13 protein-coding genes and 1 pseudogene are annotated in these 12,973 nt (G+C 69.7%); 6 read left to right on the top strand and 8 right to left on the bottom strand.

Features of this window, described 5'->3' with window-relative positions:
- Positions 1-109: 109 nt before the first annotated feature.
- Both ABGB10_RS17695 and ABGB10_RS17690 read right to left on the bottom strand, forming a co-directional pair.
- Positions 110-1,174, bottom strand: a complete 1,065-nt coding sequence (locus tag ABGB10_RS17695) for an NAD-dependent epimerase/dehydratase family protein (RefSeq protein WP_347661931.1) — start codon at positions 1,172-1,174, stop codon at positions 110-112.
- Between the two features lie 5 nt (positions 1,175-1,179).
- Positions 1,180-1,641, bottom strand: a complete 462-nt coding sequence (locus ABGB10_RS17690) for a MerR family transcriptional regulator (protein ID WP_347661930.1) — start codon at positions 1,639-1,641, stop codon at positions 1,180-1,182.
- 183 nt (positions 1,642-1,824) lie between these two features.
- Here ABGB10_RS17690 and ABGB10_RS17685 point away from each other — a divergent pair, with 183 nt between their 5' ends.
- On the top strand, positions 1,825-4,212 hold the full coding sequence (locus ABGB10_RS17685) for an IPT/TIG domain-containing protein (protein ID WP_347661929.1): 2,388 nt from the start codon (positions 1,825-1,827) through the stop codon (positions 4,210-4,212).
- 174 nt (positions 4,213-4,386) lie between these two features.
- Here the strand turns inward: ABGB10_RS17685 and ABGB10_RS17680 are convergent, their stop codons facing one another.
- A complete protein-coding gene (locus ABGB10_RS17680; RefSeq protein WP_347661928.1) occupies positions 4,387-5,589 on the bottom strand; it encodes a low temperature requirement protein A in 1,203 nt (400 codons plus the stop codon).
- A gap of 143 nt (positions 5,590-5,732) precedes the next feature.
- Between ABGB10_RS17680 and ABGB10_RS17675 the strand changes: the two genes are divergently transcribed.
- Positions 5,733-6,311, top strand: a complete 579-nt coding sequence (locus tag ABGB10_RS17675; protein ID WP_347661927.1) for a TetR/AcrR family transcriptional regulator — start codon at positions 5,733-5,735, stop codon at positions 6,309-6,311.
- A gap of 110 nt (positions 6,312-6,421) precedes the next feature.
- Complete coding sequence (locus ABGB10_RS17670) at positions 6,422-7,132, top strand: HAD family hydrolase (protein WP_347661926.1); 711 nt, start codon at positions 6,422-6,424, stop codon at positions 7,130-7,132.
- Between the two features lie 291 nt (positions 7,133-7,423).
- On the opposite strand, the gene ABGB10_RS17665 is transcribed toward ABGB10_RS17670, so the two are convergent.
- The 5 genes and pseudogenes from ABGB10_RS17665 to ABGB10_RS17645 form a co-directional block, all read right to left on the bottom strand.
- Complete coding sequence (locus ABGB10_RS17665) at positions 7,424-7,699, bottom strand: hypothetical protein (RefSeq protein ID WP_347661925.1); 276 nt, start codon at positions 7,697-7,699, stop codon at positions 7,424-7,426.
- 47 nt (positions 7,700-7,746) lie between these two features.
- Positions 7,747-8,178, bottom strand: a complete 432-nt coding sequence (locus tag ABGB10_RS17660) for a hypothetical protein (protein ID WP_347661924.1) — start codon at positions 8,176-8,178, stop codon at positions 7,747-7,749.
- A gap of 184 nt (positions 8,179-8,362) precedes the next feature.
- Positions 8,363-9,067, bottom strand: coding sequence for a VOC family protein (locus tag ABGB10_RS17655; RefSeq protein WP_347661923.1), 705 nt, complete (start codon positions 9,065-9,067; stop codon positions 8,363-8,365).
- Positions 9,068-9,275: 208 nt separating this feature from the next.
- Positions 9,276-9,458, bottom strand: coding sequence for a DUF397 domain-containing protein (locus tag ABGB10_RS17650; protein ID WP_203121782.1), 183 nt, complete (start codon positions 9,456-9,458; stop codon positions 9,276-9,278).
- Positions 9,452-9,559 (bottom strand): annotated as a pseudogene (locus tag ABGB10_RS17645) (DNA-binding protein); the annotation flags it as partial. The pseudogene ABGB10_RS17645 and the gene ABGB10_RS17650, both read right to left, overlap by 7 nt.
- 311 nt (positions 9,560-9,870) lie before the next feature.
- On the opposite strand from ABGB10_RS17645, the gene ABGB10_RS17640 reads away from it, so the two are divergent.
- From ABGB10_RS17640 to ABGB10_RS17630, 3 genes are read left to right on the top strand one after another with little or no spacing between them, the layout of a single operon-like run.
- Positions 9,871-11,160: an ABC transporter substrate-binding protein gene (locus ABGB10_RS17640; protein WP_347661922.1), complete on the top strand. Its 1,290-nt coding sequence runs from the start codon at positions 9,871-9,873 to the stop codon at positions 11,158-11,160.
- Entirely contained in the window at positions 11,157-12,119 is a 963-nt protein-coding gene (locus ABGB10_RS17635; RefSeq protein ID WP_347661921.1) for a sugar ABC transporter permease, read from the top strand. Before ABGB10_RS17640 ends, ABGB10_RS17635 begins: the two co-directional genes overlap by 4 nt.
- Before the next feature lies 1 nt (position 12,120).
- On the top strand, positions 12,121-12,963 hold the full coding sequence (locus ABGB10_RS17630; protein ID WP_347661920.1) for a carbohydrate ABC transporter permease: 843 nt from the start codon (positions 12,121-12,123) through the stop codon (positions 12,961-12,963).
- Positions 12,964-12,973 lie beyond the last annotated feature (10 nt).

The raw sequence follows: 12,973 nt of genomic DNA, 5'->3' as shown, positions 1-12,973 counted from the left end.
TCCCGCCGCCGGGACGCAGCAACATCACCGAAAGTGCGCGGATCTTGCGCGGCGCGGCGCGGCGCGGGGCGGGGGCGGGATGCGGCGCGGGGCGGGGCGCGGGGGGTGGTCAGGCGGTGATCAGGCCGAGCTTGACGAGGCTGTCTGCGGTCTCGGTGATGGTCGTCTCCACCGGGCGGGGCCGCCAGCCGAGGATGGTGCGGGCCTTGTCGTTGCTGATCACCGGGATCTGACCCCGCAGGGCGGCCGCCTCGCGCAGCGCCGGCTCGGTCTTTGCGGCTTCGCGGACCTCCTCGTCGCTGAGTTCCCGCGCCGGCACCCGGTCGGCCAGGCTCGGCAGGTGCCGCGCCAGCATCTTCGCCATGTCGAGGAAGCTGATCGACGGGCCGCCGACGCCGATGAAGCGTTCGCCGGCGGCGTCCGGGTGCAGCATCGCGCGCAGGTGCAGGTCGACCACGTCCCGCACGTCGACGACTCCGAAGTACATCCGGGGTACGACCGGCATCGTCCCCTGGAGGAACGCCTGCACCAGTCCGGTCGACGCGGACACCCGCGCGCCCAGCAGCGGACCGAAGATGCCGGTCGGGTTGACGACGCTCAGCTCGACCCCACCGTTGTCCCGGACGTGGTCCCAGGCCGCGCGTTCGGCGAGGGTCTTCGACCGGTGGTACGCCGGGATGTCGTCGTCCACGTTGGTCCAGTCCGCTTCGCTGTACCGCCCGTCGGGCTTCACGGTGTAACCCACCGCCGCGTACGACGAGGTCAGGACCACCCGTCGTACCCCGGTCTCGCGGGCGGCCCGCAGGACGCGCAGCGCTCCGTCGCGGGCCGGCCGGATCACCTCGTCATCGTCCTTCGGCGGGGTGAACGGGAACGGCGACGCGTGGTGCAGCACGTACCGTGCCCCGTCGACCGCCTCGGCCCAGCCCTCGTCTGCGGACAGGGCTGCGGTCCGGAACTCGATCCGGCCGTCCGGGTTGGTGCCGGCCTGCCGGACCCGGTCGAGCACCTCGTCGCGCTGGCCCGCCTCGCGGACGCTGACCCGCACCCGGTAGCCCTCGTCGAGCAGCCGAGAGACGGAGTACCCGCCGAGGTGTCCGGTGGCGCCGGTCACCAGCACGAGGGCATCGTCGGTGCTGCGAAGCTGCATGTCTTTCTGCACGGTGTGTCCCATCCTGTTCAGAATTCCTGGAGTGTTCGTTCGACCTGCTCGATCGCGCGTTCCTCGGCGGCCGCGTCGCCCCGGTACCGCGCGTCCCACATGTCGGCCTTGCCGCGCATGTACGCCTGGCGTACCCGTAGGCGCTCGATCTCCGCGGACAGTCGGTCGGCATGCCGGGCGAAGAGGTCACGCTGTTCGGCAGCCGCCGCCCGGTCGCTGTCGTCGAGCAGCGCCAGGTAGCGGCGCATCTCCGCGACGCTCATGCCGGACGACCGAAGGCAGGCCAGGGCGTCGACGCGTTCGGCGAGCGCGGCGTGGTAGCGGCGGTGACCGCTGCTGTCGTCGCGCGCTACCGGGCCGAGCAGGCCGACCTTCTCGTAGTACCGCAACGTCGGCTCACTGAAGCCCGACCGTTGGGCCATCTCCTGGATGGTCAGGGGCGGCTCTGTCCGCTTGCGGTCTGCCGTCGTCGCTGCCATGACTGAAGCGTCCCCAACTTCAAGCGCTTCAAGTCAAACGATGTGACGCGGAGAACGTCGGGCGAACCTATTTCGGGTGAAATGTCGGTTATGGCATTGCTTGTTACTTTCTGTCTCGTTCGGTCGGTGACGGGTGCCAACACGCCGAGCAGAACCCGTCACTCGAACGGAACGGGGGAATCGGTGAGTTCTGTCCTGCGAAGAATCACGACCGCATCCACGGCGATGCTGGTCGCCGGCCTGTCCACCCTGGGACTGGGGACGCCAGCTCGGGCGGCACCGGGTGACGCGAATGCCCGGGGCGTCGTCGTCGACCTGTCCGCGGAGGTGCTCGGCACGGCCGTGATAACCGCCGACGCGACGATCGGCACGGCTACCGCACCGGCCGGCGGCGGCACCGACACTGAGACGTTGCTGGCCATCTCGATACCCGGGGCGCTCGGCGTGACCGCCGACGGCACCGTCGAGGAGGTCACCGCCACCCGGGCGGCGGCCTCGTCGTCGGCGTCCGCCAGCGTCAACGGCCTCAACCTGACCGTGCTCGGCGTCGACGTGCTGGCCGCTACCGAGGTCACCGCTACCGCGACCTGCCCGCAGGTCGGCGCGACAGACGCCGACACCACGCTCGTCGGTCTGGAGCTCTTCGGCTCGGCGGTGGCGCTGACGGCGAACACCCCCGCCGTCGTGGGCAGCGCCGCCGTGGTCGTACCGGACCTGGTGGGCGCGAGCCTGAACGCCTCGTTGACCCGAACCGAAACGACTACCGCCACCGGTGCCACAGCGGTCACCGTGCGGGCCGTCCTCACCCTGTCGGGCACAGTCCTCGGCGTGCCGACGACCATTCCGGTCGGGACCGTGATCGTGGCCGAGGCCAACTGTGAGCGTCCACCCGCGGCACCCACCGCTGCGACGATCAACCCGGATGAGGGCCCGCAGTCGGGCGGCCAGACGGTGACCATCACCGGTACCGGCTTTGTTCCGGGCGGCACCACTGTCACCTTCGACGGCGTGCCGGCAACCGGGGTCACGGTGGCGCCCGGAGGCACCTCGTTGACGGCGGTCACCCCGGCCGGCGCGATCGGCCCCGCGTCGGTCGTGGTCAGCACGGTGAACGGCACGGCACCGCCGCTGGGCTACACCTACCTGCCCGACGGCAGCGCCGCCGTGATCACCGGCCTCGCGCCCCCTTCTGGGCCGACCGTCGGCGGTACGACGGTGACGATCACCGGGACCGGCTTCACCGGCGTGCTGGCAGTGGACTTCAACGGGCTGCCCAGCACCGGGTTCACCGTCGATCCGGCCGGCACCACGATCAGCGTGGTGACCCCGCCGAACCCGGCCGGGCCAGCGCTGGTCGAACTCGTCTTCCCGGCGGGCAGGGTGACCGCGCCACCGTTCACGTACATCCCGCCGACGATCACATCCATCGTGCCGAACTCAGGCCCGAACACCGGTGGTACGACGGTGACGATCACCGGTACCGGGTTCACCGGGGCGACCGGCGTGACCTTCGGTGACACGCCGGGCACCGACGTCGTCGTGGACCCGAGCGGTACCTCGCTGACCGTGGTCACACCGCCGGGACCGGTCGGCCCGGTGGACGTGGCCGTGCTCCTCCCGGGGGCGAACGCGGACGCACCGGGTGGGTTCACGTACCTGGCGGCTGCTCCGACCGCCAGCGCGATCACGCCGAACGAGGGCCCGCAGTCGGGTGGTCAGACGGTGACGATCACCGGCGCCGGCTTCATCCCCGACGGCACGACGGTCACCTTCGACGGGGCGTCCGCCACTGACGTCACGGTCAACGCGGGCGGCACCTCGTTGACGGCGGTCACCCCGCCCGGCGCGATCGGCCCGGCAGTGGTGCTGGTGACCACTGGCGGTGGTTCGGCCGCGCCACTGGACTACACGTACCTGGCCGACGGCGGTGACGCCGCCGTGACCGGGCTGACCCCGACGACCGGGCCGACCTCGGGTGGCACCACGGTGACCATCACCGGGACCGGCTTCACCGGGGCGACCGGGGTGACCTTCGACGGGGCGCCGGGCACCGGGTTCACCGTCAATCCGGCCGGCACCACGATCACCGTGGTGACCCCGCCGAACGCGGCAGGACCGGCAGTCGTGCGACTGGTGTTCCCCGCGGGCTCGGCCGCCGCGCCAACGTTCACGTACGTCATCGCGGCACCGGTCATCGAGACGCTGACTCCGGCTCAGGGTTCGACCGGTGGCGGCACGACCGTGACGGTCAGAGGTTCCGGGTTCGTTCCGGGCGGGACCGTGGTCACCATCTGCGGCCGGACCATCCCGGCGGGCGAGGTCACCGTGGCAGCGGACGGGCGTTCGTTGACCTTCCGTACGCCGCGCTGCGCGGCCGGGAACACCACGGTCGTCGTGAGCACCGGAGGGGGAACGTCCAACGCGCTCACCTTCCGCTACGTACCGCACACCCTGCCGGTGACCGGTGACATCATCGCCGCGCCGCTGAGCGTCGGCGCGGTGCTGGCTCTCCTCGGCTTCGTCCTGGTGCTGCTGACCCGACGTCGGCGGAGTGCCGGCCGCATCGGCTGACCAACCCCGTCCCGGCCAGGGCCCAGCCTGGGCTCTGGCCGGGACGTTCACAGATCCTCGCGGCGATCGTTGGCAGTTCAGCAGGGCAGCGCTCGGCGTGTCGCCCTGCTGACCTGCCAACGATCAAGGAAACCCACAACTCCATGATCGACAGCCTGGTGCTGGGGGCGTGAATTAGACGGGGGGTGTGGGTGTTTCCGGTGGGTGGCTGCGGGACCGTTGTGCGTCCGCGCAGGCGACGCCGAGTAGCACCACGGCGGCGGCCCCGCCGGCGACGAGCGGCCTGAGGTGAAGTGCTCCCGGCGCCAGCAGGCCCAGGGCCAACAGGCCCGCTATCCGAGATCGGGAAACCCTGGCGTAGACCTGGTATTCGAGGGCTGATCGTCCGGCGAGGAAGAGCGCCGGGCCGCCGAGGATGGCGATGAGCCAGGCCGCTGGGAGGTGCTCGAACGGCTCGACGATGAACAGTTCGAAGCCGACGCCGGTCAGCACGATTCCCGCGATCATGACCATGTGGGCGAAGGCCATGCCGGTCGCGAGCCGGGCGGGGTCGGCGGAGCGGTCGATGGCCGCATCCAGCATCCCTCCCGCCACGTGGAAGTAGATCCGCCAGAGCAGGACGGTGGTCGCAAGGGCCAGGACGAAGCCGGCCGTCTGGTCGGCGTGGAACTCGCTGCCGCTGAACGCGAGCCCGATGACGAAGATCGCCTCGCCGAGCGCGATGAGGAGGAACTGTTGGTAGCGCTCGGCCAGGTGCTCGGCCGCGATCGTATGAACACCGAGCCGTTGCGCGCCGAGCCGGGGGGTGGGCCATCCGAAGAGCAGTCCGACATAGTCGATCAGTACGGCGATGGTCCAGAGCCATCCGCGGACCGTGCCGTCATCGACCAGCCCACCGACGACCCAGAGCGGCGCGCCCAAGCCGAGCCAGAACATGACCCGGATGAACTGTTGCGGATCGGGCCGGCCGTGGCCGGCGATGTGGAAGTACACCGACCGGCCGATCTGGAGGGTCACATAGGTGATGCCGAAGAGGGAGGCCCGCGCGCCGAAACCGTCGGGCACCGCGACGGCCATTGTCATGGCACCTACCAGCGTCATGACGATGACGGTCTGGACGATCGGTGCCTCCGGGTCCAGCAGACTGGTCGACCAGACCGTCAACGACCAGACCGCCCACAGGGCCAGGAACAGCAGCAGGGCCTGACCGAGACCCGCGAGCACACCCCGCTGGCCATCGGCGAAGTCGGCGATCAGCCGAGCTGAGATGCGCGTGAGGGCGAAGACGAACACCAGGTCGAGAAAGAGCTCCAGGAAGGTTGCCCGCTGGCGAGTGGCCTCGCCTCGCAACAACGGCACGTCGCGCTGCTCTCTCATCGGCCCGCCACGGGCCGGTGCGGCCAAGCGATCACGTGCCCTCCCGTCGCGCTGATCTCCTCGCCTAACGCGCCAGCGTCAGCCAGAGTCACCAATCCGTCATACGGCGACTACGTCCAGTGTTCAGCCTTACGCTCGTGGGCGTGCCCGGACCTGCCGAGAAGGCCACTGAACAGGACCGGCGTGACCTCATCGTCACGGTCGCGCGAGAGTTGGCCGAGACGGAGGGCTGGGCGGGTGTGACCACCCGACGGCTCGCCGAACGGACCGAGATCGATATGGGTGACATCTACCGGCACTTCGCCGATCTGGAGGCGCTGATCGCCGCCGTCGCGGTGTGCGCCTTCGCCGATCTGGCCGCCGATCTCGCCGAGGCGCACGCGGAGACCGTGGGCGGTCCCGAGGGGGTCTGGCCGGCGGTCGCGTCCGCGTACCTCGACTTCGCGTACACGAATCCGGAGGTCTACGACGCGATGCTCGCGCTGACCCCCGACCTGGCCCTCGGCGTGGATGGTGTGCCGGCCGCGCCGCGGGCGGTGTTCGCGGAGCTGCGGGCGGCGCTGACCCCGCTGGCCGAGGGCCGGGACCCGGACACTCTCGCCGAGGTGGGTTGGAGCCTGCTGCACGGCGTGGTGATGCTCACCCGCGGTGGCCGGCTCCGTCCCGAGGGGCAGGAGGAGCGCGAAGCGTTGATCGCGCAACGGTTGCTGCGGTGGCCGTGACCACGACGGCCATGCCGGAGCGGTTCACGGAAATCCAGAAGATCTGAAACTCGTCTCCCGCCTATCCTGTCCGTCGGCCTTTCGGGCGGTGGTACGGGGAAGGGGATGGTATGGCGGTCGGCATAGCGGCGCGGCGGCAGGCGCAGGTGTTGATCTTCGATGCGGACGACACGTTGTGGGAGAACAACGTGGTCTTCGAGCGGGTGATCGACGACTTCCTGGGCTGGCTGGACCATCCCACCCTGGACCGCGCCGAGCTGCGGGCCGTCCTCGACGACATCGAGCGGGCCAACGCGGTGGCGCACGGGTACGGCAGCAAGGTCTTCCTGCGCAGCCTGGCGGAGTGCCTGGAGCGGCTGCGCGAGCGGCCGGCCACCGACTCCGAACGCCAGGAGATCGACCGGCTGGCGGTCGCCCTCGTCGAGCACAAGGTGGAACTGATGCCCGGGGTGGCCGACGCGCTCGACGAGCTGGCCGGCCGGCACGAGTTGCTGCTACTCACCAAGGGCGACCAGGAGGAACAGCAGCGCAAGCTGGACGCCTGCGGCCTGCTGCACCACTTCGGGGCCGCACACATCGTCGCCGAGAAGAACGTCGACACGTACCGGTGGCTCACTCGGGAGCACGGCTTCGCGCCGGCCGGCGCGTGGATGATCGGCAACTCCCCGAAGTCCGACATCCTGCCGGCGCGGGCGGCCGGGCTGAACGCGGTGTTCATCCCGAACGCGAACACCTGGGTGCTGGAGGACGACGAGCTGGACCCGACCGACGGCGGGGTGCTGCGGCTCGCCGCGTTCCGTGACCTGCTGCGGCACTTCTGACGACCCCACCCGGCGCGGCGACCCGAACAGCGTCGACGATCAAGATCCCGTTACGGCGACATGCCGCTTTTTCAGCGTGGGATCAGTCATGCCGGTGGTGGCCCGCTCCGGCTTGTCCGGCCCGTCGAGGCCCCCTAGCCTGGGCCGGCGTCCCTCGGCTCTGGGGTTTTGCCGGGACGCGCCAGGCGTCCGGAGGGTGGGCACCGCGGAGCTGAGTGACCGCAGTCGGATGCCACGGTCAGGGCCGGGTAGTTGCGGACCCGGCCCTGACCACCACGATCTGTCGCCGGCTCAGGACACCTCACGTCGGACGATCGCCACCGCCACCCGACAGAACTCGTCCATGTCCGGGTTGAACCCGGCCGCGATGTCGGGATGCAACCCGGAGCGGGTCTCCTCCAACAAGCGTTGGCACACCTGCTCGACCGGCTCGCCGGCGTAGTCGGCACGGACCCGGTCGGTAGCGGCCTGAAGCGCCGAGGTCAGCTGGTCCTCCAGCGGACCGCGCAGCTTCTGCTGCACCGGGTCGAGCCCGCGTGGGTCGAGCGTGACATGTGGCTCCGACATCGGTGCTCCCTTCGTCGGCGTCCGCGGTACCCCACCCCGGACGTCGGTCAAACCCCGTTCGGTACGGCGGCGACCCGTACCTGGTATGAGAATTCCTCCGCCGGCTCCTCGTGGTACGACAGTCGCCGGATCTGCCGGTCGTCGTCGTAGAGGGCGACGTCCACCAGGACGCCGAGGTGGCTGAGGCCGATGGACGAGACCCGCTTCTTGTCCTGCAACACCGCGCAGACGCCGCCGAGCAGGGTGCTGGCGTCGGCCGTACGGTGCCCGGGCGGGCAGCGCAGGACCAGGTCGACCTGGACCGGCCCGGGCAACGGCGTCCAGCCGGTGCGCTGGGCCGCCGTGAGAGCGGCCTGGAGCAGGGTTCGGACCCTCGTCGCCTGGCGATGCCCGGCGGCGAAGATGGACAACGCTTCGGTCTTGACCGGTGGCAGGCCGCTCACCTCGAATGTCAGGGCGAGAGCGCGGGTGTCCTGCACGACGGCACCTCCTCGTTGGGACGATCCTGCCGAACCGGGGGAGTGGCGGTGGGACGTTCCCGCGATTACCAACCGATCGGGCAGGCTGGGGTCGGCCGAGGCGTGTCGACGGCGGCGGCGAACGCGCTGGCTGCGGCGCTAGGAAAACGCTAGTCGACGCTGGCCGCGCTGGGTAGTCGGTCGTTCACCCGGTTGGACGCGGTGCGAAGGCACAGAACTCGTTGCCCTCGGGGTCGGCCAGCACCCACCACCAGTGCGCCTCGTCGAGCGGCTCCCGCAGCAGGGTCGCGCCCGCCGCGATCAGCGCCATCGGTTCCGGGTCGGCCAACTCGACGTCCCAGTGCAGGCGGTTCTTGACCGTCTTGGGCTCGGGCACCCCGTCGAACACCCAGTAGTCCCAGGGGAATCCGGCCGCACCGGCCACCGACGAGGTGGTCGAGTCGTGCTCCACGGTGCCGCCGAGCACGCCGGCCCACCAGGCCGCCTGGGCCGCCGGGTCGGCCGAATCCACGACCAGTTCGAACGGGCCCGGTCGGGTGCCTTCGCGGGCCGGGAACGCGCAGAACTCGTTGCCCTCCGGGTCGCTCAACACCCACCAGGTCGCCTCGCCGGCCGGCTCGCGAACCAGCCGGGCGCCGGCCGCGAGCAGTGCCGCCGGGTCCGCGTCGGTCAACCGCAGATCCAGGTGTACGCGGGTCTTGCCGACCCGAGGCTCGGGCACCTTGTTCACCCAGATCGACTCGGCGTCGGACCGGGCCGAGCGGGGGTCCACCCGGGTGTCGCCGTCACCGGCGTCGGCGACGTCACCGTCGAGCAGCCGGCCCCAGAAGCCGCCGAGCGCGAGCGGGTCGTTGGCGTCCAGACAGAGGTCCTTGAAGCGCGCGATCATGCTCCCAGCATGCCTGGTCCGGGCGGGCCGCCCGTGGAACGAGCGCCGCGTGGCGAGGTCAGTGCCGCTCGGCGCCTCGTCGATCATGGAGTTGTGGTGGGTGACAAAGCCTGCCTATAACCCCAAACCAGGCACCATAACTCCATGATCGACCGGACCCGGCTCCTCCGGAGAAGCCCCTGCGTACAGGCTTCTCCGAGTTTCGCGTTCAGTGCTGCTTGGCGTACTCGACGAACGCCTTCCAGGCCGTCGGGTCGACGTGCAGGGTGCCGCCGTCGCGGTCCTTGGTGTCGCGCACCAGCACCACGCTCGGCAGGTTGTCGGCGACCTCGACGCAGGAGCCGCCGTTGCCGCCGGACCGGGTCGACTTTCGCCACTGTGGGGTCAGCATGCCCATGACTTCGCCACTTCCTTGATCAGCTCGGTTGACTGCCGGCGGGGGAGCGCCTCGTTCCGGACGATCTCCCACGTCTTCGCCAGCTTAGCGACGTCGGGCTGCTCGTACCGTCAGGCGGGTTTGACCCTGATGGCGTCCGGGCGTGAGGTGTCGGAGTCGGTCCGGCCCTCGCGGAGTGGCAAGCGACGCGCCAGCACCGTGCCGCCCGCGAGCGCGGCCAGGCGTAGCTGATGGCGCCAAAGCCGGCCGTCTCCATCCAGGTTTCGCGACTTCACGGGTGGGGCAGAGTAGCCGCTACAGAGCATCCGGGCCGGTGTTTCCGCAGCTTGCCGACTCGGAGTCGGCTCGCCGTGCGCCGGGGCACGGATGCCCTCCCCGGTCTTTCGCCGAAGAGAGGGGGAGGGCGATGACGGACCCCGAAACGGCTCGACACCGACGTCGGCCGACCGTGCGGCTCGGGGCGGCGGCTGCCGCGCTGGCGCTCGTCGCACCGCTGGCCGCGTGCGGCAGCGGCGACGGTGGCGGCGGTACGCCGACCATCAACCTGTACTACCCGCCCGAGCAGAACCTGCAGAAGGTCGTCGACGACTGCAACGCGCAGGCCCAGGGGCGGTACAAGATCGTTTACCGGGTGCTGCCCCGGCAGGCCGACGACCAGCGGGTGCAGATGGTGCGCCGGCTGGCCGCCGAGGACACCGGCATGGACGTGCTCGGCCTGGACGTGACCTGGACCCAGGAGTTCGCCAGCGCCAAGTGGATCCGTGAGTGGACCGGCCAGGACAAGGCCGAGGCCGAGGAGGGCACCCTCGCCGGGCCGCTGGAGACCGCCCGCTACGAGGACAAGCTGTACGCGGCCCCGAAGAACACCAACGTCCAACTGCTCTGGTACCGGAAAGACCTGGTGTCACAGCCGCCGACCACCTGGGACCAGATGATCAGCGTGGCCCAGCAGCTCAAGGAGCAGGGCAAGCCGTACCAGGTGCTCACGATGGGTGCCCAGTACGAGGGTCTGGTCGTCCTCTACAACACCCTCGCCGAGAGCGCCGGCGGGAAGATCCTCAACGACGACGGCACCCGGGCCGCGATGGACGAGGGTGCGGTCCGGGCGTTGGAGCAGTTGAAGCGCTTCGCCACGTCGGGCGTGACCTCGCCGTCGTTCAGCAACGCCACCGAGGACCCCGTCCGGCTGGAGTTCCAGTCCGGCGCGGGCGCGTTCCAGGTGAACTGGCCGTTCGTCTACCCGGCCCTGCAGGAGGCGGACCCGGAGCTGGCCAAGCAGGTCGGCTGGGCGCGGATCCCCGGCGTCGACGAGGGCACCCCGAGCAAGGTCACCATCGGCGGGGTCAACCTCGCCGTCAGCTCCTACTCCAGGCATCCGGAGATGTCCTTCGAAGCGGCCCGGTGCATCCGCAGCGCCGAGCACCAGAAGTTCTCCGCCATCAACGACGGCGTGCCGCCCACCATCGAGGCCGTCTACGACGACCCGGAGATGACCGAGGCGTACCCGATGAAGGACACCATCCTGGAGGAGCTGAAGGACCCGGCGACGCGTCCCCTGACCCCCGCCTACCAGAGCATCTCCACCGTGATGTCGGCGATCCTGTCGCCGCCGTCCAAGATCCGTCCGCAGCAGACCGGCGACGAACTGCGCAAGGCCATCGCCGACGCCCTCCAGTCGAAGGGGGTGCTCCCGTGAGCACGGAAACCGTCGCCGAGGAGACCCGTACCGCCGCCACCGTGCCCACCCAACGGGGCAGCCGCCGCAAGCCGCCACTGAGCGAGAACAAGAAGGCCGAACGGCGGCTCGGCTGGTTGCTCTGCGCGCCCGCCGCGCTGGTCATGGTCCTGGTGACCGCGTACCCGATCCTCTACTCGGTCTGGCTGTCGTTGCAGCGCTTCGACCTGCGCTTCCCCGAGCAACGCGAGTTCATCGGGTTGGAGAACTACGTCACCGTGCTCAGCAACGAGTTCTGGTGGACCGCGTTCGGGGTGACCACGCTGATCACGGTGGTCACCGTGTCCATCGAACTGGTGCTCGGCATGGGCCTGGCGATCATCATGCACCGCACCCTGGTCGGGCGCGGCCTGGTCCGGACCTCGGCGCTGATCCCGTACGGGATCGTCACCGTGGTCGCGGCCTTCTCCTGGCGCTACGCCTGGACGCCCGGCACGGGCTATCTCGCCGACCTGTTCAGCGACGGCGCACCCCTCACCGAGCGGGCCAGTTCCCTGGCGATCATCATGCTGGCGGAGATCTGGAAGACCACCCCGTTCATGGCGCTGCTGCTGATGGCCGGGCTGGCGCTGGTGCCGGAGGACCTGCTCAAGGCCGCCTCCACCGACGGCGCGACCGCCTGGCAGAAGTTCACGAAGGTGATGCTGCCGGTGATGAAGCCGGCGATCCTGGTCGCGTTGCTCTTCCGCACCCTGGACGCGTTCCGGGTCTTCGACAACATCTACGTGCTCACCGCCGGAGGCAACGAGACGTCGTCGGTGTCGATGCTCGCCTACAACAACCTGCTCCGGGGTCTCAACCTCGGTATCGGCTCGACGATGTCGGTGCTGATCTTCATCACCGTGGCGATCATCGCGTTCGTCTTCGTGAAGCTGTTCGGCACCGCTGCCCCCGGCAGCGACGACGGGGAGAGGCGCTGACATGGCCACCGGTACCGAATCCACCACCCGCGTGAAGCTGCGCTGGGGTCTGCTCGACGTCCTCGTGGTCGTCTTCGCGCTCATCCCGGTGCTGTGGATCGCGTCGCTGTCGTTCAAGACGCCGGCCACCCTCACCGACGGGAACTTCATCCCCCGGGAGTGGACGCTGGACAACTACCGGACGATCTTCGGCACGGACGAGTTCGTCCGCGCGCTGGTCAACTCCATCGGCATCGCGCTGATCGCCACGCTGATCGCGGTGGTGCTCGGTGCGATGGCCGCGTACGCCATCAGCCGGCTGGACTTCCCGGGCAAGAAACTGCTGGTCGGGATCTCCCTGCTGATCGCGATGTTTCCGCAGGTGTCACTGGTGTCGCCGCTGTTCGAGATCGAACGACAGCTCAAGATCTTCGACACCTGGCCCGGGCTGATCCTGCCGTACATCACCTTCGCGCTGCCGCTGGCGATCTACACGCTGTCGGCGTTCTTCAAGCAGATCCCGTGGGACCTGGAGAAGGCCGCGAAGATGGACGGTGCGACCCAGGCCCAGGCGTTCCGGCGGGTGATCGCGCCACTGGCCGCGCCCGGGCTGTTCACCACGGCGATCCTGGTCTTCATCTTCTGCTGGAACGACTTCCTGTTCGCCATCTCGCTGACCTCCACCGAGCGGTCCCGAACGGTGCCGGCCGCGCTGTCGTTCTTCACCGGCGCGTCGCAGTTCGAGGACCCCACCGGGGCGATCTGCGCCGCCGCCGTGGTGATCACCGTACCGATCATCCTTTTCGTCCTCTTCTTCCAGCGCCGCATCGTGTCCGGTCTGACCTCCGGCGCAGTCAAGGGATAGGTGAGTAGTC

Source organism: Micromonospora sp. B9E7 (assembly GCF_039871815.1).
Lineage (GTDB): Bacteria > Actinomycetota > Actinomycetes > Mycobacteriales > Micromonosporaceae > Micromonospora.
Note: the sequence above shows the minus strand (reverse complement) of the source record. Positions and strands in the feature narration are given on the sequence as shown.